Source organism: Xanthobacter sp. SG618, from assembly GCF_012932745.1.
Classification (GTDB): Bacteria; Pseudomonadota; Alphaproteobacteria; order Rhizobiales; family Xanthobacteraceae; genus Xanthobacter; species Xanthobacter flavus.
The window spans coordinates 362138-381906 of record NZ_JABBHL010000001.1 but is presented as its reverse complement, the minus strand read 5'-3'; the positions used below and the strand labels follow the sequence as shown (position 1 = coordinate 381906).

The following is a 19769-nucleotide window of genomic DNA, read 5'->3' as shown; positions in this document are numbered from 1 at the left end:
GCCGGCGGCGGGGCGGACATCATGACCCTGCGCGAGCTGCAATATCTTCTCGCCCTTGCCGACACCCGCAGCTTCCGCCGGGCGGCGGAGCTATGCAGCGTCAGCCAGCCCACCCTCTCCACCCAGATCCGCAAGCTGGAGGAGGAACTGGGCGTGGCCCTCATCGAGCGCACGCCACGCAAGGCCATGCTCACCCCCGCCGGCCGCGACGCGGTGGAGCGGGCGCGGCGTATCCTCACCGAGGTCGACCAGCTGAAGGAGGCGGCCCACCGCAGCCGCTTCGCCGAGGGCGGGGCGCTGAAGCTCGGCGTGTTCCCCACCCTCGGGCCCTATCTCCTGCCGCATGTGGTGCCGCTGATCCGCCAGCGGTTTCCCGAGCTGGAACTGCTGCTGTTCGAGGAGAAGAGCGCCAACCTGATCCAGCGGCTGAATCTCGGCACGCTGGACGCCGCCTTCCTCGCGCTGCCGGTGCATGACAGCCATTTCCACAGCGAGTTCCTGTTCGAGGAACCCTTCCTCCTCGCCGTCCCCGGCACCCACAGCCTGGCCCGGCGGGATACGCTGGGGGTGGCGGAGCTGGCCGGGCAGAACCTGATGCTGCTGGAGGAGGGGCATTGCCTGCGCGACCAGGCGCTGGACGTGTGCCACCAGTCCGGCGCGCGGGAGAAGTCCGAGTTCCGCGCCACCAGCCTCGAAACCCTGCGCCAGATGGTGGCGGCGGGCGTCGGTATCACGCTCCTGCCCATGCTGGCGACCCGCAATCCGGTGCCTCCGGCACAGAATATCCATCTGCTCGCGTTCTCGGATTCCCGCCCCAGCCGGCAGATCGCGCTGCTCTGGCGCAAGACTTCGGCGCTGGGGCAACTGCTGCATCAGGTGGCCGATATCTGCCGCGGGCTACCGGAAGACCTGCTGACGTTGCGCCACTGAGCGGCCCTCCATTGTGCCGTTGCGGTAGCCCTTGCCGCGCGCGTTGAATTTTGCGCGCGCACGCTTTTCGTCGATTTTCGCGCCCCTCAACCGGTGCTAGAAGGCTGGAGTCCGAGCCGGCAAATCAGCCCCCAGGGGAGGGAGGTCGAAGCAGTGATCCGGCGTACCTTCGCCTTCAGGTCCGTCGCTGCTCTCCTTTTGGTCTGGGTCGGTCTCGTCGCGGTTTTCGCGATGCTGATGATCCGGAACAACCTCTCGCGTGCCGATGCGGAGGTCGAGGCCGAGGGTGTCGCCCTGCACCGGCTTCTGTCCCAGCGCGTCGCCCAGCACGATGCCCATCTCACCAGCCTTGCCGCCCTCGTTCAGGCGAGCGATCCGCCGCCTGCCGAGACGGTCCGGCAGGTGGCGACGGGCATCATGCGCTATTACCGCCGCATCCTCTCCATAAGGGTGCTGGAGATGACCCCCGATCAGGTCATTGAGACGCTGGTCGCGGTGCCGGGCGAGATGGAGGGCACGGTGATGCCCCGGTTCGCCCAGCTGGTCTTCGGCCAGAGGGCGGGGGAGGCGCGCTATTATGTGGAAGCCGATCGCCCCGAGCACTATTTCCTCGGCAAGCGCGCGGGCAGCGACCGGCGCCTCGCCATCATCCTGGAGATCGATCCCAACGGCCTGCTGACGCCGGAGGAACGGCTTTCCAGCGACCGCATCAGCCTGAGCCTCGGGCCCTTCGCGCTGACCGGGAGCGCGCCCGCAGTGGAGCCCGGCGCCTTCGCGACGCTCACCTTCTTCCGACCGGCTGACAGCACCACCCAGCCGGTCAATCTCGGCATCGAGCGGCCGGTCTCCTTCTACAAAGCCGTCGCACCGGTGCCGGTCGCGGCCTTTGCCCTGTTCTCGCTCCTCGCCTTGTTTGCCGGGCGCTACACGCTGATCCAGCGGCACGAGGCGCGCCATTCCCAGCAGCTCGCCGCGCTGGCGGAGGAGCGCAGCCGCCTGCTGGAACGCGAGACGCAGCTCGCCCATGCCGCGCGGGTCAATTCGCTGGGCGAGCTCGCCTCCGGCATCGCCCACGAGCTCACCCAGCCGCTCACCGCCCTGTTGAGCCAGAGCCAGGCGGCGCTGCGCCTGACCGGTCCCGATGGCGATCCCGCCCGGCTCTCCGAGGCGCTGGATGCCAATGTGCGGGAGGCGCGCCGGGCGGGCGAGATCCTGCGCCGGATGCGGGACTACATCGCCCGCCGTGCCAGCGAGCGCACGCCCATCGACATCACCGACGTGGTGGACGACGCCGCGACCCTCGCGCGCGCTGACCTTTCCCGCCGGGGCATCACGCTGGAGCTGGATCTGGAACGCCCCATGCCCCGGGCCAATGCGGACCCGGTGGAGTTGGAGCAGGTGCTGCACAACCTCATCCGCAACGCGGCGGACAGCCTTGAGGAGCGAGACGGGCCGGACAAGCGTATCCTCATCCGCACCTTCGATGCTGGTGAGACGGTGGCGATCCGCGTCAGCGATACCGGCAAGGGCATTTCGGCGGACGTGCTGCCCCGGCTGTTCGAGCCCTTCTTCACCACCAAGAATGAGGGCATGGGGCTGGGACTCTCGCTGTGCGCCACCCTGGTGGAGCGCGCGGGCGGCACCATCGAGGCCGAGGCCCGGCCGGGGCAGGGGGCATCGTTCCTCATCAGCCTTCCCGCCCTGGCGGAACGCCGGCTGGCGGCGCAGTGAGCGCTCCCCGCATCTATCTCGTCGATGACGATGCCGCCGTGCGGCAGGCCCTCACGCTGCTCCTCTCCACCTACGGCATGACGGTGGAAGCCTTCGCCGATCCCGAGACCTTCCTCGCCCATGTGGACCCGGAACGCCCCGGCTGCCTGCTGCTCGACCTCAGGATGCCCATGATCTCCGGCATCCAACTGAAGGAAAAGCTCGCCGCCCGCGGCATCGACTGGCCGGCGGTGATGATTACCGGCCATGGCGACGTCAATGCCTGTCGTCGCGCCTTCCGGGCCGGGGTGGTGGATTTCCTCACCAAGCCGGTGGACGAGCAGGTTCTGCTCGATGCCCTCGGCACCGCCGCCCGCGCCCTCGACGCCCTCATGGAGCGGCGCGAGGCGGCGTCCCTCCTCGCCAGCCTGACGGAGCGCGAGCGCGAGGTTCTGGACATGGTATGCCGCGGCTGGGCGACGAAGGAGATCGCCGCGGCGCTCAGCGTTTCCCCCCGCACCATCGACGCCCACCGGGCGAACATCGCCGAGAAGCTCGGCACCTCCTCCGTGGCGGATTTCGTGCGGATGACGCTCAACTCCCGCGTGCTCGGTAGTTCTACCGATTCCGCCCGGTGAGGCGACGGATTCAGCTGGGAGCTAGGCCGGCCTAGAGAAGCTCTGCGCCATCGCCCGGCGCAGAAGAATCTCCGGTCGCTTACGCGGCCGCCAAGAAAGGGCCGATGATGAAACGCCTTCTCCTCGCCGCCGCCGTCTCCGCCTCCTTCGCCACGCTTGCCGGCCCCGTCGCGGCCCAGGCGCTGCAGGAACGGAACATGCCGCTGGCGATCGCCCTCGACATCGCCCGCGAGGGCGTCGCGGCCTGCGCGGCGCAGGGCTACAACGTGTCGGTGGCGGTGGTTGACCGCGCCGGCGTCCTGAGGGCCTTCGCCCGCGCCGACAATGCCGGCCCGCATACGGTCGAGGCGGCGCGCCGCAAGGCCTTCACCTCCGCCTCCACCCGCACCCCGACCACGGTGATTGTCGAGAACGTGCAGAAAAACCCCGCCTCTGCGCAGCTCGTGGCCATCGACGGCTTCCTGGTGCTGGGTGGAGGCGTGCCGGTGAAGGTGGGCAACGAGACCATCGGCGCGGTGGGCATCGGCGGCGCCCCCGGCGGCAACCTGGACGAGGCCTGCGCCATCGCCGCCATCGCCAAGGTCGAATCCCAGCTCAAGTGAGATGGGCCACCGGCCGTCGCGCGGCGGCCGGTTGCAAGCTTGATCCCGGATGCTTAGGTCAATGGTCCTCCTGACTTTGGGGGACGATGCCTCAAGCTCCGGGATTTGCTTTTGAATGTCCGTCGCCTTCACGCGTGAAACCGACCTCGAAGCCACCGCCGCCGACCTTCCGGACCGGCCCATCTCGCCGCACCCGAATCTCGTGACGGCGAGCGGCCTTGCCGCGCTCGATGCCGCGCTGGCCGAGGCGCGCGCCGCCTATTCCGAGGCGCAGATGGGCGATGTGCAGGCCGACCGCATGGCCATGGCGCGGGCGACGCGCGACCTGCGCTATTACGGCGCCCGCCGCGCCAGCGCCCAGCTCATCGAGACGCCCGCCCATCCCGAGACCGTCCAGTTCGGCACCACCGTGATCCTCGATCGCGAGGACGGTCGGCGCCAGACCTTCCGTATCGTCGGCGAGGACGAGGCCGACCCGGCCAAGGGCTCGGTGTCCTATGTCTCGCCCATCGCCGCCGCCGTGATGGGCAAGGCCGTGGGCGATGTGGCGCTGGTGGCGGGGCGCGAGGTCGAGGTCGTCGCCATCGCCTGATACCCGCGGCGATGCCGGCTCGCGTGCCCGGAGCGTTGCGGCGCAGCATTTAGATCGATCTAAATTTTCGTTGACCACACCCTGCGCCTTCTCCTAGACAAAGGCCGTCGAGAGGTCCGCCAAGGACCCGGAACTGCCGGGGAGGCTGCGCGTGGAGGGTGCCAAGGGGCCGCAGGGCCGCCGCTTGCCGGCCGCCCGCGATGCTGCCGAACCGGCCGATCTGCCTGATGAGGCGCCGCTCGCCGGCGTCCTGCGGGTGCGGCTGAAGGACGTGGCGGCCCATGCCGGCGTCTCCCGCGCCACGGTCTCCCTCGTCCTGCGCAAGAGCCCGCTGGTGAAGGCGGAGACCCGCGCCAAGGTCGAGGAGGCCATGGCCGGCCTCGGCTATGTCTACAATCGCAGCGCCGCCAACCTGCGCTCCGGCGCCTCGCGCACGGTGGGCCTCGTCCTGTGCGAGATCACCACCCCCAACTTCGCCCAGCTCACCGCCGGCATCGACGAGGTACTGGGCACCGAAGGCTACATGGCCTTCATCGGCAACGCCGCCGAGGACGCCGCTCGCCAGCGCGAGGTGCTGGTGCGGATGCAGGAGCACGGCGTCGACGGGCTGGTGGTGGTCGCGTCCGAGAACACCCGCGCCGATGCGCTGGAGGAGGGGGCCTGCGCGCGCATGCCCTGTGTCCTCGCGCAGCGCCGCGTAGAGGGCTTTCCCGCCGATTATGTCGGTCCGGACTACGGCGCCGGCATGGAGCTCATCACCGAGCATCTGATCGGGCTGGGCCACAGGAACATCGCCTTTATCGGCGGCGTGCGCCGCATCGCGCCGCTGGCCGAGCGCATGGCCGGCTTCCACCGCGCCCTGCGCCGCCACAAGCTGAAGAGCGGCGCCGTGGTGCCCTGCGCGGTCATCGACCGCTCGTCGGGCTATACCGCGGCGCGCGAGCTGCTGGCCAAGGGCGACATTCCCTCGGCCATCGTCTGCTACAACGACGTGGTGGCCTTCGGCGTCATGCTCGCCCTCGACGAGCGCGGCCTGGTGCCGGGCCGCGACGTGGCCGTCGTGGGCTGCGATGACGTGGACGAGGCGGGCCTGCACCGCCCCGCGCTCACCACCTTCACCACCGATCCCCGCGTCGTCGGGCGCGAGGCCGCGCGGCTGCTGCTGCGCCGCATCGCCCATCCCGATCGCCCGCGGGAAGAGATCATCGTGCCGCCGCGCCTTGTCATCCGCCAGTCGTGCGGCGCGGCCAATCGCCCGACAGGAGGCGCAAGATGAACTACGTCTTCCAGTTCGGAGACGTCTTCAACGCATGGCCCGAGCTGCTGCTCGGCGCGTGGCTGACGATCCGTCTCTCGGGCCTTGCCATGATGCTCGGGCTCGCCGTGGCGGTGCTCTGCGCGCTGGGCAAGACGCAGGGGCCGCGGCCTGTGCGCTGGCTGGTGGACGTCTATGTGGAGGTGATCCGCAACACGCCCTTCCTGGTGCAAATCTTCCTCATCTTCTTCGGCCTGCCGCGCGCCGGCATCCGGCTCGACGCCAACGAGGCGGCGCTGCTCGCCATGGTCGTCAATGCCGGCGCCTATTGCACCGAGATCGTGCGCGCGGGCATCGAGACCATCCACAAGGGGCAGATCGAGGCGGGGCTGGCGCTGGGCCTCAAGCGGCTGCAGATCTTCCTCTATGTGGTGCTGTTCCCGGCGCTGAAGGCGATCTATCCCTCGCTCACCAGCCAGTTCATCCTGCTGATGCTGACCTCCTCCGTCGTTTCCGCCATCTCGGCAGAGGAACTGACCGCGGTCGCCAACAACCTGCAATCGCAGACCTTCCGCTCGTTCGAGATCTATATCGTCGTGACGGGCATGTATTTCGCCATGTCGCTGATGTTCGCCGGCGCATTCGCCCTCATCTACCGCGCGGTGTTCGCGCGGACAGATGCCGCACGCTGAGGAGGGGAGCGACATGATCCGCCAGTTCACCTCCGCCGAATTCCTCTTCCTCGTCTCCGCCGTGCGCTGGACGCTGCTGCTCTCGGCCATCGCCTTCGTCGGCGGGGCGACGCTGGGGCTCGTCGTGGCGCTGGCGCGCACCTCACCGTGGCAGTGGCTGCGGGCGACGGCCGGGGCCTACATCCTCGTCTTCCAGGGCACGCCGCTGCTGATGCAGCTCTTCCTCGTCTTCTTCGGCGCCACCATGGTCGGTGCCTCGGTGGACCCGCTGGCGGCGGCTGCGATCGGCCTCACGCTGAATGCCGCCGCCTTCCTCGGCGAGATCTGGCGGGGCTGCATCCAGGCCATTCCCAAGGGCCAGTGGGAGGCCTCCACCGCCCTCGGCCTGCATTATGTGACGCGGATGCGCGAGATCATCCTGCCCCAGGCGGCGAAGATCGCGGTGGCGCCCACGGTCGGCTTCCTCGTGCTGCTGGTGAAGAGCACGTCGCTCGCCTCCATCATCGGCTTCGTGGAACTGACCCGCGCCGGGCAGATCGTGAACAACGCGACCTTCCGGCCGTTCCTGGTGTTCGGCATCGTCGCGGCCATCTACTTCGCCCTGTGCTGGCCGCTCTCGCTCTATGCCCGCCACCTCGAAAAGCGTTTCGGCACCGTGTCGCGGTGACGGTTCAGGTTGACCCTCAAGACAAAGGCCGCCCCGGACGCGGCGCAGACGGAGGAATAAGACGATGACTTTCGGCACCATTCTGAAGAGCGCGCGCGGCGCCGTCGCGGCGCTGGGCCTTGCGGCGCTCGCCGCCACCGGCCTCTCCCACGGCGCCTCGGCGCAGAGCATCGACGACATCCTGTCGAAGAAGAAGCTCACCGTCGGCATGCTGGTGGACGTGGCGCCCTTCGGCCTGCTCGACACCCAGGGCAAGCCGGAAGGCTATGATGCCGATGTCGCCCGCCTCATGGGCAAGTATCTCGGCGTCGAGGTGGAACTGGTGCCGGTGACCGGGCCGAACCGCATCCCCTATCTGCTCACCAACAAGGTGGACGTGCTCATCGCCGTGTTCGGCATCACCCCCGAGCGCGCCAAGCAGGTGATGTTCTCCATCCCCTATTCCACCATCGAGATCCAGCTGATCGGTCCCAAGAAGACCGAGATCAAGAGCATGGACCAGACGGTGGGCAAGAAGATCGCCGTGGCCCGCGCTTCCACCCAGGACACCGCGCTGACCGCCGCCGTGCCGAAGGGCGCCACCATCATGCGCTTCGACGACGACGCCACCGCCGCCCAGGCCTTCATCTCCGGCCAGGTGGACCTGCTCGGCGCCAACAACCTCATCGGCACCCAGCTCGCCGAGGCGAACCCGGACATGGGCATCGAGAAGAAGATCACGCTTCGCAGCCAGTATAACGGCATCACCGTGCGCCGCGGCTCCACCGATTTCCTGCAGTGGATCAACACCTTCCTCTACTTCGTGAAGAACAATGGCGAGCTCGACGCCATCAATCAGAAGTGGTTCAAGGTTCCCCTGCCCACCATGCCGACGTTCTGAGGAATGTGCCCTGTTCCCCGGACCAGCGACACCGCAGGTGGAGCGCCGATCCGGGGAACAGGGAAAAGTTCGGCGCAGCCGGCGATACGTTCGGCTGTCGCCGCCATTGCCGCCTGCGGCGAACCGTTGCGCCGGGCCCCGGCTCTCCTTCCGCTGATCGCTCCAGTCGGCCGGGGCGCGAGAGCGGTGCGATGGACGCGGGCGTCAGGGCATACCGGAATAGACACGAGAAGGGCTTTGCCATGCTCACTCCCGCCCCTGCTGACAGCACGCCCGCCGGCGAGCGCCCCGTCATGATCCGCATGGCGGGCGTGGAGAAATATTACGGCACCTACCACGCTCTGAAGGCCGTGAACCTCGATGTGCACCAGGGCGAGCGCATCGTGATCTGCGGGCCGTCGGGCTCCGGCAAGTCCACCCTCATCCGCTGCATCAACGCGCTGGAGCATCACCAGGGCGGCGAGATCGTGGTGGATGGCACGCAGGTCGGCAAATCCTCGCGCGGGCTCGACAAGGTGCGCGCTGAGGTGGGCATGGTGTTCCAGAGCTTCAACCTGTTCCCGCACCTCACCGTGCTTCAGAACTGCACGCTGGCGCCCCGCAAGGTGCGCGGCCTCTCGCCCAAGGAGGCCGAGGCCATCGCCATGAAGTATCTGGAGCGCGTGCGCATTCCCGAGCAGGCGAACAAGTATCCAGGCCAGCTTTCCGGCGGCCAGCAGCAGCGCGTGGCCATCGCCCGCGCCCTGTGCATGGCGCCCAAGGTGATGCTGTTCGATGAGCCCACCTCCGCCCTCGATCCCGAGATGGTGAAGGAGGTGCTGGACACCATGATTTCCCTCGCCCATGACGGCATGACCATGATCTGCGTGACCCACGAGATGGGCTTTGCGCGGCAGGTGGCCGACCGGGTGATCTTCATGGACAAGGGCGAGATCGTGGAGGAGGGGCCGCCCGCCACCTTCTTCGCCAACCCGAAGAGCGAACGCACGCGCACCTTCCTCGGCCAGATCCTGCATCACTGAGCCCATGACGCCCGCGCTCATCCGTCCCGCGCTCATCACCTGCGATTGGGGAACCTCCTCGCTCCGCGCCTATCTCATGGCGGCGGACGGACAGGTGCTGGCCACCAGCGCGAGCGGGCAGGGCATCATGGCGCTCGGCGGCGCGACCTTCCCCGAGGTTCTGGCGGCCATCGCCGGCGACTGGGCGCGCGACCATGGCCCGCTGCCGGTGCTGCTCTCCGGCATGGTGGGCAGCCGGCAGGGCTGGGTGGAAGCGCCCTATGCGCGCTGTCCCGCCGGCCTGCCGGATCTCTCTGCCGCCCTCGCCGAGGTGCCGGCCCAGCCCGGCTTCGGCCGCATCGCCATCGTGCCCGGCGTGCTCAAGGATGACGACACCGCGCCGGACGTAATCCGCGGCGAGGAGGTGGAGGTGCTCGGCGCCCTCGCACGCCTCGGCGTCGCGGACGGTCTGTTCGTGCTGCCGGGCACCCATTCCAAATGGGTGCGGGTCGAGGCGGGCCGCATCGCCACCTTCGCCACCTACATGACCGGCGAGGTGTTCGCCGCGCTCAAGGGCCATACCATCCTCGGCCGCATGATGGAGGAGGGCGCCTTCTCCGCCGAAGGCTTCCGCCGGGGTGTGGAAGCGGCGGCGGAACTCGAAGGGCCGGGGGCGTTGCTCGGCCGCCTGTTCTCGCTGCGCGCGCTGGGCCTCACCGGGCGGCTGGCGGGGGCGGACAGCGCGGACATGCTCTCCGGCCTCCTCATCGGCGCCGAACTGCGCGACGCCTCGGCCGGCGAGCCCTTCACGCTGGTGGCCAACCCCGCCCTCGCCGCGCGCTATGCGGAAGCTGCAACCATCCTCGGCCTGCCCCACGCCCGCGCGCCGGAGGGCTGCGGCCCGGCCGGACAGCACGCGGTGGCGAAGGCGGCTGGCTTCATCTGATTTCAGGAGTGCGATCCATGCCCACCTTCAAGGACGCCCTTGCCGCCTGTCCTCTCGTCGCCATTCTGCGCGGGCTGAAGCCGGACGAGGCTCTGGACATAGGCGCGGCGCTGGTGGGGGCGGGCTTCACCATCATCGAGGTGCCGCTTAACTCGCCGCAGCCGCTGGACTCGATCCGCATCCTCGCCGACGCCTTCGGCGACCGGGCGCTGATCGGCGCAGGGACAGTGCTGACGCCAGAAGACGTGGCGGCGGTGAAGGCGGCGGGCGGTCAGCTCATCGTCATGCCCCATGCGGACCTCGCCGTGATCCGCGCCGCCAAGGCGGCCGGCCTCGTCTGCACGCCGGGCGTCGCCACCCCCACCGAAGCCTTCGCCGCCCGCGCCGCTGGCGCCGACGCCCTGAAGCTGTTCCCGGCCGAGGGCATCCCGCCTCACCTCGTAAAGGCGTGGCGCGCGGTGCTCACCGACATTCCCCTCCTGCCCGTTGGTGGCATCGACACCACCAACATGGCCGCCTACCGCGCGGCCGGGGCGGAGGGCTTTGGCATCGGCTCGGCCTTGTTCAAGCCGGGCAAGGCGGTGGAAGCCATCGCGGCGGACGCGCACGCGCTTGTGGCGGCGGCGCGGGACGTGTTCGGTCGCTAGATCCGCGCGGTGCGGCGCAGGGAGTCCGCGCGCTCGCGGCGGGCGCGCTCCTCGTCGATGGTGCGGATGGTCTGGGCGACGAAGGCCAGATGATCGTCGGAGGCCCGGCGGGCGGCATCGGCATCGCCGGCGGCGATGGTGTCCATCAGCGTCTGGTGCTGGGCGGAGAGCCGCTCATAGGTGCGGGGCACGATATAGAGCTTGTCGAGGCTCTCGGAGATGCTGCTCTGCAAAAGCCCGAACATGCTCGACATGACCGAGCGCAGCACCGCATTGTGCGAGGCATCGGCGATGGCAAGGTGGAAGGCGGCGTCCGCACGGGCCTCGGCCACCGCGTCGCCCTTCTCGTGATAGGCCGAGAGCTGGTCGATGCAGCGCCGGATGGCGTCGAGATCGTCCGGCGTCGCCCTAAGCGCGGCGTGGTAGGCGGCCTGGCCCTCCAGCCCGCGCCGCACTTCCAGAACGTCATGGCCGAAGCCGGGATTGCCCGCCACCACTGACGCCAGCGGATCGGCGATGGTGGCGGCTGTCCAGCGCGCCTCGGCCGGCTCGGCGATGATGTTGCCGCCCTTGCGGATGGTGATCCGCCCCCGCGCGCCGAGTCGCATCAGGGCTTCGCGCAGGGTGTTGCGCGAGGCACCCAGCATTTCGGAGAGGGCGCGCTCGGAGGGAAGCCGGTCCCCCACGGCAAGGCCGCGCGCCTCGATCAGCGCCTCGATCGCGAGCTCGACCCGGTCAGCCACGCGCTGGGCGGAGGAAGGGGAGGGGGACGGCGCCATCGATGAGAGCCCTGTCTGGGTCCGAGCCGGAGGAGATCGGGCCGGACAAGCCGGCTATGCGGGCTCCACTATGTCGGGCTGCCGCACCGACTTCCAGCCCGCAACGCGCATTGTCCCGGTGCTGCGGGGCACCGGGACAATGGTCCAGTCAGTCGGAGTCTTGCGCGCCTCGCCGTTAGGGGATCATCCACGGCGTCAGGTAGGCCTGAATGGTGGTCATGATGCCGACGATGGCTGCCAGCGCGAGGCTGTGCTTGACGGTGAAGCGGAACAGGTCCGACTCCCGGCCGATCAGCCCGGCCGCCGCGCAGGCGATGGCGATGGACTGGGGCGAGATCATCTTGCCGGTGACGCCGCCGGTAGTGTTGACCGCCACGAGGAGCACGTCGCTCACCCCGATCTGGTGCGCGGTGGTGGCCTGCAGCGAGGCAAACAGCGCGTTGGCCGAGGTGTCCGAGCCGGTGAGGAACACACCGAGCCAGCCGAGGAAGGGCGAGAAGAAGGTGAAGCTCGGCCCGGTCTCGGACAGCGCGAGGCCGAGGGTGGACGAGAGGCCCGAGTAATTGGCGATGAAGGCGAAGGCCAGCACCATGCCGATGGAGTAGATCGGGATCAGCAGGCCCTTGATGGTCGAGACGAAGGTGGAAACGGCGCGCGACGGCTTCATGCCGAGGAAGACGACCGACACGATGGCGGCGAGGAAGATCGCCGTGCCCGTGGCGGAGAGCCAGTCGAACTTGTAGTCGGCGGCGAAGGGCTTCGCGGCGGTGACGATGGGCGGCAGCTTCACGACCATGTTGTGCAGGAACGGCACGCTGAAATGCGCGACCATTCCCTCCAGGGCGCCGCCCGCCGCGAACAGGGCTTTGAAGGGCGGGATGCTCCAGATGGTCACGAACACCGTGAGGATCAGGAACGGCGACCAGGCGCGGACGATCTGGCCGGCAGTGTAGGTGACGGCCGGCTCGACGGCGGCGACGGCGGGCGCCGGGGCGGCACCGTGGTCCAGACCGCTCTTGGTGTTCGCCTCGGTCTCGAAGCGGAAGATGCGGCGGGGCTGCCAGAAGCGCAGGAACAGCGGCAGGGTGATGAGGGTGGCGAGCGCCGCGGTGATATCGGGTAGCTCGGGGCCGACGAAGTTGGCGGTCAGGAACTGAACGGTGGCGAAGGAGCCGCCGGCGACGAGGATCGCGGGCCACGTCTCACGCACGCCGCGCGTGCCGTCCATGATGAGGATGAGCCAGAAGGGCACCAGCACCGAGAGGAAGGGCAGCTGGCGGCCGGCCATCTGGCCGATGTGGAAGGGGTCGAGCCCCGTGACCTGCCCGGCGACGATGATCGGGATGCCCATGGCGCCGAAGGCGACCGGCGCGGTGTTGGCGATCAGGCAGAGGCCGGCGGCATAGAGCGGCTTGAAGCCGAGGCCCACGAGCAGGGCGGCGGTGATGGCCACCGGCGCTCCGAACCCCGCCGCGCCTTCAAGGAAGGCGCCGAATGCGAAGCCCACGAGGAGCAGTTGCAGGCGCTGGTCTTCCGTAACGGAGAGGATGGAGCGCCGGATGATCTCGAACTGGCCTGTCTCAACGGAAACTTTGTAGAGAAAGACCGCGCCGATGATGATCCAGGCGATCGGCCACAATCCGTAGAAGAAACCGAACACGCCCGCGGCCAGCGCCATCTGCACCGGCATGCCGTAAAGCAGGATCGCGACGCCGAGCGCAAGAAGAACCGTGATGGTCCCGGCCACATAACCTTTCAGCTTGAGCCGGGTCAGGGCGACAAAAAAGAAGATGATCGGGATCGCGGCGCCGAGGCTCGACAGCCACATGTTCGCCATCGGGTTATAAATCTGGTTCCAGACCCCCACGTTATCCCCCTCTTGTTATTTGGTACTACCAAAATTGCCGATAGTTTGAATTGGTACTGCCTAATTCAGAAAACGATGTCAAACAGAATTGCAATCAATCAATTTGGTCCAACCAAATGGGGGGACTGACGGGAGGTTCCCGGGTGCGGCGGGCGCGCGGAGTGGATCGCCGAATGGGGCGCTACTTCAGGAAGTTGGAGGGGTGGATCGCGAGCGGAGGCATTCCCCTGGGCTGGGACGCGCGGCGGCCTCGGCTCGGCCCTGTTCAGACGCTCATGGCAGGGCCGGGCCGTCTCGCGGCCCCGTATGCGCCCACGACGGCGCGGAAGGAGCGGTGAAGGATCAGACCCTCACCGGAGCCATGCCCCCGTCTTCACCGCCGTAAGGATGGTCGCCGCGTAGACGATCGGCGCCAGGGAAAGCGCCGCGAAATAGAGCGCGAGCCTGTGCAGAGAGGCGCTGCCGGTGGCGACCATGTCCGCGCCCGTCTTGGGCACCTCACCCCTGCCGATGGCGCGGCCATAGAGGAAGAGGTGCGCGACGCACTCAAGGGTGCAGCCGATGCTTCTTGAGATCGAGCGCCGCGCCCGCGCTGCCCTTCTCCCACCGCCCCGCCTGCCGCTCTCGGACTGGATCGAGCAGCATGTCGTGTTGCCTCCGGACGTGTCGGCACTTCCCGGCCCCGTCCGGCTGTACCCCTTTCAGCGCGGCATTGCCGACGCCATGACCGATCCCACGGTGGAGCGAGTCACGCTGGTGAAGTCTGTCCGCCTCGGGTTCACCACGGTGCCGCGGCAGGCCCGCGTTATCCCCCCTTCATTCCCGAGGAGATGAGACCATGACTGCAATCACGTTGAAGCGCCCCGTTGAGTTCGAGGGCCGCACCTATTCCACCCTCGATATCGAGGAGCCCACCGTGGGCGGCATCGAAGCCTATGAGAAGGCGCAGGCCTCCGGAGCGACCGAGACCGCCGCCCTTGTCGCCATGCTCGTGGTGGAAACCGGATGGCCGGAAGGTGCCCTGCGCAAGGTGCGCTCCAGCGACTTCAAGGTTATTGCGGGCGCCCTGTTCCCTTTGGCCGAACCCGCTGGAGACACTGGCGCCTGATGGCCGCGGACGTGATGCACGTCCTGCATATCCCCCTCGATACGCTCCGCCGGGAAAGGTGGAGCGACTTCGTCGCCTGGCATCAGGAGACAGCCCGCCTTGTGAAGGCGACACACAGACAGAGGTGAGCCCCGATGGCCCGCACCGAAACCGCTGCCCTCATTCTCCAGCTCGTGGACCAGATCAGCGGCCCCGCGAAGACGGCGGCCAAAGCCCTTACGGGACTGGAGAAGGAGCTTGCCGACCTCCGGGCCAAGGCCTCCAAGATTGATGAGTTCAAGAACGCGAGCCGCGCCCTCGATCAGGCGTCGCTCGCATTCAAGCGCTCGAAAGACGAGGTGGCGCGCCTCAAGGCGGAGATGGCGAACGTCGCCAGCCCGACGCGGCAAATGCAACAGGCGCTGTCACAGGCCCAGCGTGCGGCCGACCGGGCCAAGCAATCGTTCATGGAACAGGGGCGGGCGGCCCGTCAGGCGGCCAAGGATCTGTCCGCAGCCGGCATCGCGAAAAACCAGATCGCCGCGACCGAGGCCACCCTTGCCCGCCAGCTTGACGCCACCACCGCCGCCATGCGGCGGCAGGCGGCAGAGGCGAAGAAAAACCACACCGCCAGCATGCAGCGCGCCCGCGAGGCATCCCGTTCCGGGGGTATGGGCGTTGGGCAAGCTGGCCTGATCGGTGGGTTCGTGGGCGGTGCTGTAGGGGCCGGCGTCGCCATGGTGGGGCATCAGGTGGTTCGCGCGGGCGAAGCCACGGCGGAACGAGCTGATGAAATCGCCACTGCGCGGAACGCTTTCCGTGCCTCGGGTGCATCTCCTGCCGAAATCGCACGCGCCGACCGTCTCGCGGCGGAGGTTGCCACCCGCAATCCCGGCGTTAGCCGCGGGAAGGTGCTGGAGTGGCTCCGGGAAAATCGAGGGTATACGGGCGGGGATGCCGGAAAGGAGCGCGACCTTGCCCACACCCTCGCGCGCGGCGACATGGCGCTTCGGGCTTCGGGCCTGAAGGACGGCCTTTCGCCCTTCGATGCCCTGAACGTCGCCAAGACGGTAGAGGGCACGGGCCGGGCCGGTGATCCCGAGGCCATGCGCAAATGGCTCGACTTCTTCGTCAAGGCCAAGCAGACGTTCGGAACGCAGTTCGACAGCTCCGCCATGCGCGATTTTGTCGCGAACGCCAAGTCCGCCGGCCTCGCGCTATCGGACGATGAGCTTCAGAAGCGCTTCATCCGCACCACGACCGGCAACGCCTCGCGAGTCGGTAATGAGACAGCCCAGACGCTGAACAGCATCGGCGGCGGCAAGATGACGCCGCAGTCCGCGAACTGGCTGGCGAACCAAGGCATCATCCGCCGCGAACAGATCAAGAAGGGCGCGGGCGGCAAGTTCTTCCTGGATGGCTCGGTTCGCGGGGCCGACCTCCTGGCGACGGACCCGACCGAATGGGCCATGTCCGTCCTGAAACCGGCTCTCGATAAGAACGGCGCCGTTTCCCATGAGCGGGTGAAGGCCCGAATGGAGGAGTTCCGCGCCTCCACCCTCCGGACGGACCCGAATGCGAAGATCGATGAGCACGCCCTTGAGGAGCGGGCTCTACACTCCCTGTATGCGCAGGCCCTCCAGAACAGCGGCTTCCGTTCCACTGTGGTGGACGACCTCGCGCACTCCCTCGCCAACTCCAGCCTGATCGAGCGCGATCAGCGGAACCTCAACAACGCCGCGGGCTTGAACGCAGCGGCCACCGTGGGACAGGCGCCCGGTGCCGCCTTGGCGGAGTTCACCAACGCCGTCACGGAATTTGCTGGTGTGGTCGCCTCTCCAGCCGTGGCGAAGGCTGGAGAGGCCCTGCATTCCCTCGCGGGGAGCATCGCAGGCGCGACCGCGTGGCTGGAGGGCTGGCGCAACGGCAAGAGCGAAGATCCGACCAAGCCCGGCTCAAACGCCGTGACCGTGCCCCGCACGGGCGCTGCGCGCCTCGGCTTCCGGAACACGGGGGCGACGGATACCATCCTACCTCAGACTGGCGCCGCCCGGCTTGGCTGGCGTCCGCAGGGACAGGCGGCAGGACAAGAGGCCGGCGCGGCGACAGGCCAAGGAATGGCCAAAGGCCTCGCTGGTGAGGCTCCCGCGGTCCAGTCCGAGATGCAGCAGATCATGAACATCCTGAGGCAACAGGGAGCGCAAGGCGTGTGGGTGCCGGTTCATCCCCAGGCGGCGCCGTCCGGCCCTTCAGAGGCGGCTCCGGTTGAGAAGCCCTTAGGTGAAGGGGGGATCGGCCACCGCGCCGCAGGCGGCCCAGTGGACGCCTATTCGCCCTACTATGTGGGGGAGCGCGGCCCTGAACTGTTCGTTCCCGATCAGGCTGGGAAGATTATCCCGAACCACCAGCTCGGGGGCGATGCCCCTCCAGTCGGCCGCACCGTGACCATGAGCCCAACGTTTCACGTCAGGGGCGGTAACACGGACGAGGTGGTGCAGAAGGTGGTGGCCCACCTTGAGCGCATGTACCAAGAGGCATCGCGGGGCCTTCTGGGTGACTACGGCCTCGACACCGCATGATCGCAGCTTAGAGCTAGCCTTCCTGCTCTTGCAAATGCATCTGCGACAACGAGAAGCGCATGCCCCACGCCAATGGAAAATCACAGCCGATTAAAGATCGGCACTAGCCCTTGTCCTCAAGCCCTTGCAAACTCCAAGAGAAAGGGGAGTGCGAGTCGCTGCATTTTGCAGGCCGATGGCATCGCTTGCACGTAAGGGTTCATTTACTCAACCGATGAATGTTGCTACCCCGCATCGGGCTCCGTTGAAGCGGGACCTCCGGTAGGATGGTTATCATGGCTGAGGACAACTGGCTGAACCCCAACGCGGCCCCTCCCGACCAGGAGGTGGCGTTCGATTACGTCAAGTCCTCCGACTTCCGCGTCATCTGGGCGGATGGGGTAATCGGCTCGATAACGCCCCACGGGTTGATCCACTTCGCGCTCTATGCTGAACGCCACTCCATCCCCCGTCGTCAAGTTTTCTCCGTAGAAAAAATTGATGATGAGTCCGGACGACTTGGCGCCGAAATTCTTGAAAAACAGATTTCTCGTGGATCTATCGTCAGGGATATGGCTTGCGATGTTTTTATAAGCGAGCACGCAGCCGAAAACTTGGCAAATTGGCTTCTATCCCGCGTTGAAGAGCTAAGAAAAATCCGAGGGGAAGATAAATGACTTATGCATATAAGTTGCCGTCGTCCAGCGATTGGCCTGACAATATAGCTCTGCGTCGTAGTCCAACGTCATCTGATACAACTGGTCGGTATAAGCCGACTGAGAGGGATTTTTTATCCTCTTTTTATTCGGTTTTGAGGCGCTGGGAAAGTGAGACTAAATTTGTGTCGGACCCATTCCAGATAACTGATCATCCATCCTACAAGGCTTTAGTCCAAAATGCTCATCTCGTCCTGCCATTCATAATCGAAGAGCTGAAGCTGAAGCCATCTCAATTGGTGTGGGTTTTGGATGACGCTATTGGAAGTAGTCCGTACCCAGAAGACGCGGTTGGGAATATTCCTGAAATGGCAGAGGCATGGATAGTATGGGCAGAGCAAAATGGACGCGCTCTATAGATCCGATTTTCCAAGTCTCAAAGATGTGGCTTCCAAGCAAACTAGTAACAAGGATAATAACTACAATTGTATAGCTTGGGCGTTCAAGGATAATCGCAGGTTTTGGTGGCCTCACCGTCGCGCTTACTGGCCGCTAAGCTTTGAGGGGCTTAGCGTTAAGGAGGCGTTCGCCGCCCTTTTTGCTGCTGGTCGGTGGGAGGAGACTGAACTAGCGACGCATGAGGAGGGTTTCGAGAAAGTTGCGCTGTATGAACGGAATGGGGAGCCGACCCACGCCGCTCGGCTCCTCCCCAATGGAAAGTGGACAAGTAAGCTGGGGAGAGACATTGATATATCACATGATTTCAATGACCTAGATGGCCCGGCCTATGGCGCGGTGGCGAAAGTATATAAAAGGCCAATTGCTCCGAGCGAGAGCTGACGCGAGGCGATGGGGCATTCCGCGACATCTAGGGCATGGATTCTTGCCTGTGCTGAAGCGTTTCATTCATGCGGCCCGCGGCTGGCGAGGTTGCGTTTCCAAGAAGTCTGCCCATAGCACCATTAGATCCCGCCGCTTCTCCAGAGCATCGCCCCTCCGATATGCCGCCTCGGTCGCATCGCCGACGGCGTGGGCCAGCGCCGCCTCTATAACCTCACGTGGGAACGGGGTGTGATCGCCTGCCCAATCACGGAACGCAGAGCGGAAGCCGTGCGTAGTGAAGCCTTCCCCGCCATTCCGTTGCAACGTCATCGCCAGTGCCATGTCGGATAGCGCCGAGCCCTTGCGGGCTCCAGGGAAGACAAGCCCCTCAGGCTCCTTGCGCAATTGTTCCATGACCTTGAGGATTTCAATAGTTCGGTCGGGGAGGGGAACCCGATGCGCCCGTCCGCCCTTCATTCGACCGGCTGGGATCGTCCATAGACGCCTCTCCAGATCCATTTCGGACCATGTGGCGCCGCGGACCTCGCCGCTTCGCGCCGCGGTCAAGATGGTGAACTCAAGGGCGTAGCTTCCGATGCCGCGGACAAGCCGCAGCTTCTTGATGAAGGCGGGCACGTCCTTGTAGGGCATGGCCGCATGGTGGCCGCGTTGGAGTTTCTGGCGCTTTGGGAGGAGGTGGGAGAGATGCCCCCGCCACTGTGCCGGATTGTCTCCGGTTCTAAGCCCCCGCACCTTGGCGGCATCCAACACCATCTCAATACGGCCCCGCACTCTCGCTGCCGTTTCCGCTTTGGTGCTCCAGATGGGCTGAAGGATCGCAAGCACCTCATCTGTGCCAATGTCCGATACCGGCTTGTCGCGAAGGCTGGCACAATACCCGCCATCAATCCACGCGCCTTCGCTGTCCTTTTGGACGGAAAGGGTCATGCGCCATTGGTCGAGGTGCTTCGGGTTTCGCCATGAGGCGGCGTGCGCATTGATGTAGTCGGATGCCACCTCGCCGAAGGTGGGCGCCTCCGCCTTCTTGCGGCTCTCCAGCGGATCGCGGCCATCGCGCAACATTGCGCGCATCGCCTCCGCCTTGCGGCGAGCCTCCGCAAGGGACACCTCGGAGGCCGGGCCTAGTCCGGCCTCCCGCTGGCGCTTGTTCAGGGAATAGAGGAACACCCATCGCTTGCGTGTTCCAGTCGGATCAATGGTGAGATACAGCCCGCCACCATCGGCGTGGCGCCCTGGTTTCTTGAGGGTTTGCACCTCACGCGCGGACAGCCGAAATAGGGCCCGTGCCATGCCATCCTCCCGGCCCTAATTAGGGCCCCAATCTTGATGGCTTGCTTGTGCCATACGCGGCTGAACGTGAAAACCCAGGCATGAACGCTAAGGCATTGCTAAAAGGCGGATTTTTGAACGGTACTGAAC

General features: G+C 66.5%; 20 protein-coding genes. 16 read left to right on the top strand and 4 right to left on the bottom strand.

Annotated elements, in window-relative coordinates:
- Positions 1 to 21: 21 nt before the first annotated feature.
- From FHT36_RS01890 to FHT36_RS01835, 12 genes are all read left to right on the top strand, one after another.
- On the top strand, positions 22 to 930 hold the full coding sequence (locus FHT36_RS01890; protein ID WP_169120637.1) for a LysR substrate-binding domain-containing protein: 909 nt from the start codon (positions 22 to 24) through the stop codon (positions 928 to 930).
- 153 nt (positions 931 to 1083) lie between these two features.
- Entirely contained in the window at positions 1084 to 2661 is a 1578-nt protein-coding gene (locus FHT36_RS01885) for an ATP-binding protein (RefSeq protein WP_169120635.1), read from the top strand.
- A complete protein-coding gene (locus FHT36_RS01880) occupies positions 2658 to 3278 on the top strand; it encodes a response regulator (RefSeq protein WP_169120633.1) in 621 nt (206 codons plus the stop codon). The genes FHT36_RS01885 and FHT36_RS01880 overlap by 4 nt, the downstream gene beginning before the upstream one ends.
- A 107-nt stretch (positions 3279 to 3385) precedes the next feature.
- Positions 3386 to 3880 (top strand): heme-binding protein, encoded by a 495-nt coding sequence (locus tag FHT36_RS01875; RefSeq protein ID WP_169120631.1) that lies wholly within the window; start codon positions 3386 to 3388, stop codon positions 3878 to 3880.
- A 115-nt stretch (positions 3881 to 3995) separates the two neighbouring features.
- A complete protein-coding gene (gene greA, locus FHT36_RS01870) occupies positions 3996 to 4472 on the top strand; it encodes a transcription elongation factor GreA (protein ID WP_169120629.1) in 477 nt (158 codons plus the stop codon).
- A gap of 151 nt (positions 4473 to 4623) precedes the next feature.
- The gene (locus FHT36_RS01865; RefSeq protein ID WP_210257531.1) at positions 4624 to 5748 is read left to right on the top strand and encodes a LacI family DNA-binding transcriptional regulator; all 1125 of its coding nucleotides are present in this window, start codon (positions 4624 to 4626) and stop codon (positions 5746 to 5748) included.
- The gene (locus FHT36_RS01860; protein ID WP_169120627.1) at positions 5745 to 6419 is read left to right on the top strand and encodes an amino acid ABC transporter permease; all 675 of its coding nucleotides are present in this window, start codon (positions 5745 to 5747) and stop codon (positions 6417 to 6419) included. The genes FHT36_RS01865 and FHT36_RS01860 overlap by 4 nt, the downstream gene beginning before the upstream one ends.
- A gap of 13 nt (positions 6420 to 6432) precedes the next feature.
- Positions 6433 to 7086 (top strand): amino acid ABC transporter permease, encoded by a 654-nt coding sequence (locus FHT36_RS01855; protein ID WP_169120625.1) that lies wholly within the window; start codon positions 6433 to 6435, stop codon positions 7084 to 7086.
- 64 nt (positions 7087 to 7150) lie between these two features.
- Positions 7151 to 7966 (top strand): transporter substrate-binding domain-containing protein, encoded by an 816-nt coding sequence (locus tag FHT36_RS01850; RefSeq protein WP_169120623.1) that lies wholly within the window; start codon positions 7151 to 7153, stop codon positions 7964 to 7966.
- Between the two features lie 242 nt (positions 7967 to 8208).
- Positions 8209 to 8988: an amino acid ABC transporter ATP-binding protein gene (locus tag FHT36_RS01845; RefSeq protein WP_281408732.1), complete on the top strand. Its 780-nt coding sequence runs from the start codon at positions 8209 to 8211 to the stop codon at positions 8986 to 8988.
- Positions 8989 to 8992: 4 nt separating this feature from the next.
- On the top strand, positions 8993 to 9913 hold the full coding sequence (locus tag FHT36_RS01840; RefSeq protein ID WP_169120621.1) for a 2-dehydro-3-deoxygalactonokinase: 921 nt from the start codon (positions 8993 to 8995) through the stop codon (positions 9911 to 9913).
- 17 nt (positions 9914 to 9930) lie between these two features.
- Entirely contained in the window at positions 9931 to 10560 is a 630-nt protein-coding gene (locus FHT36_RS01835; protein WP_169120619.1) for a 2-dehydro-3-deoxy-6-phosphogalactonate aldolase, read from the top strand.
- Here the strand turns inward: FHT36_RS01835 and FHT36_RS01830 are convergent.
- The 3 genes from FHT36_RS01830 to FHT36_RS01820 form a co-directional block, all read right to left on the bottom strand.
- Positions 10557 to 11339, bottom strand: coding sequence for an FCD domain-containing protein (locus FHT36_RS01830; RefSeq protein WP_169120617.1), 783 nt, complete (start codon positions 11337 to 11339; stop codon positions 10557 to 10559). The two genes, FHT36_RS01835 and FHT36_RS01830, sit on opposite strands and share 4 nt — an antisense overlap.
- A gap of 175 nt (positions 11340 to 11514) precedes the next feature.
- Positions 11515 to 13206, bottom strand: coding sequence for an L-lactate permease (gene lldP, locus FHT36_RS01825; RefSeq protein WP_169120615.1), 1692 nt, complete (start codon positions 13204 to 13206; stop codon positions 11515 to 11517).
- A gap of 350 nt (positions 13207 to 13556) precedes the next feature.
- A complete protein-coding gene (locus FHT36_RS01820; protein WP_169120613.1) occupies positions 13557 to 13703 on the bottom strand; it encodes a hypothetical protein in 147 nt (48 codons plus the stop codon).
- A 64-nt stretch (positions 13704 to 13767) separates the two neighbouring features.
- On the opposite strand from FHT36_RS01820, the gene FHT36_RS01815 reads away from it, so the two are divergent.
- From FHT36_RS01815 to FHT36_RS01800, 4 genes are all read left to right on the top strand, one after another.
- Positions 13768 to 14040 (top strand): phage terminase large subunit family protein, encoded by a 273-nt coding sequence (locus tag FHT36_RS01815; protein ID WP_169120611.1) that lies wholly within the window; start codon positions 13768 to 13770, stop codon positions 14038 to 14040.
- Positions 14041 to 14044: 4 nt separating this feature from the next.
- Positions 14045 to 14314, top strand: a complete 270-nt coding sequence (locus tag FHT36_RS01810; RefSeq protein WP_169120609.1) for a phage tail assembly protein — start codon at positions 14045 to 14047, stop codon at positions 14312 to 14314.
- 134 nt (positions 14315 to 14448) lie between these two features.
- Positions 14449 to 16872, top strand: coding sequence for a hypothetical protein (locus FHT36_RS01805; protein WP_169120607.1), 2424 nt, complete (start codon positions 14449 to 14451; stop codon positions 16870 to 16872).
- 275 nt (positions 16873 to 17147) lie between these two features.
- On the top strand, positions 17148 to 17528 hold the full coding sequence (locus tag FHT36_RS01800; protein ID WP_169120605.1) for a hypothetical protein: 381 nt from the start codon (positions 17148 to 17150) through the stop codon (positions 17526 to 17528).
- A gap of 885 nt (positions 17529 to 18413) precedes the next feature.
- On the opposite strand, the gene FHT36_RS01795 is transcribed toward FHT36_RS01800, so the two are convergent.
- Complete coding sequence (locus tag FHT36_RS01795; RefSeq protein ID WP_169120603.1) at positions 18414 to 19640, bottom strand: site-specific integrase; 1227 nt, start codon at positions 19638 to 19640, stop codon at positions 18414 to 18416.
- Positions 19641 to 19769 lie beyond the last annotated feature (129 nt).

Bases quoted from the DNA above. Each gene is read 5' to 3' on its own strand.
- FHT36_RS01890 (WP_169120637.1), top strand. From the start codon at position 22: ATGACCCTGCGCGAGCTGCAATATCTTCTCGCCCTTGCCGACACCCGC.
- FHT36_RS01875 (WP_169120631.1), top strand. From the start codon at position 3,386: ATGAAACGCCTTCTCCTCGCCGCCGCCGTCTCCGCCTCCTTCGCCACG.
- greA (WP_169120629.1), top strand. From the start codon at position 3,996: ATGTCCGTCGCCTTCACGCGTGAAACCGACCTCGAAGCCACCGCCGCC.
- FHT36_RS01860 (WP_169120627.1), top strand. From the start codon at position 5,745: ATGAACTACGTCTTCCAGTTCGGAGACGTCTTCAACGCATGGCCCGAG.
- FHT36_RS01855 (WP_169120625.1), top strand. From the start codon at position 6,433: ATGATCCGCCAGTTCACCTCCGCCGAATTCCTCTTCCTCGTCTCCGCC.
- FHT36_RS01850 (WP_169120623.1), top strand. From the start codon at position 7,151: ATGACTTTCGGCACCATTCTGAAGAGCGCGCGCGGCGCCGTCGCGGCG.
- FHT36_RS01845 (WP_281408732.1), top strand. From the start codon at position 8,209: ATGCTCACTCCCGCCCCTGCTGACAGCACGCCCGCCGGCGAGCGCCCC.
- FHT36_RS01840 (WP_169120621.1), top strand. From the start codon at position 8,993: ATGACGCCCGCGCTCATCCGTCCCGCGCTCATCACCTGCGATTGGGGA.
- FHT36_RS01835 (WP_169120619.1), top strand. From the start codon at position 9,931: ATGCCCACCTTCAAGGACGCCCTTGCCGCCTGTCCTCTCGTCGCCATT.
- FHT36_RS01830 (WP_169120617.1), bottom strand. From the start codon at position 11,339: ATGGCGCCGTCCCCCTCCCCTTCCTCCGCCCAGCGCGTGGCTGACCGG.
- FHT36_RS01815 (WP_169120611.1), top strand. From the start codon at position 13,768: ATGCTTCTTGAGATCGAGCGCCGCGCCCGCGCTGCCCTTCTCCCACCG.
- FHT36_RS01810 (WP_169120609.1), top strand. From the start codon at position 14,045: ATGACTGCAATCACGTTGAAGCGCCCCGTTGAGTTCGAGGGCCGCACC.
- FHT36_RS01805 (WP_169120607.1), top strand. From the start codon at position 14,449: ATGGCCCGCACCGAAACCGCTGCCCTCATTCTCCAGCTCGTGGACCAG.
- FHT36_RS01800 (WP_169120605.1), top strand. From the start codon at position 17,148: ATGGCTGAGGACAACTGGCTGAACCCCAACGCGGCCCCTCCCGACCAG.
- FHT36_RS01795 (WP_169120603.1), bottom strand. From the start codon at position 19,640: ATGGCACGGGCCCTATTTCGGCTGTCCGCGCGTGAGGTGCAAACCCTC.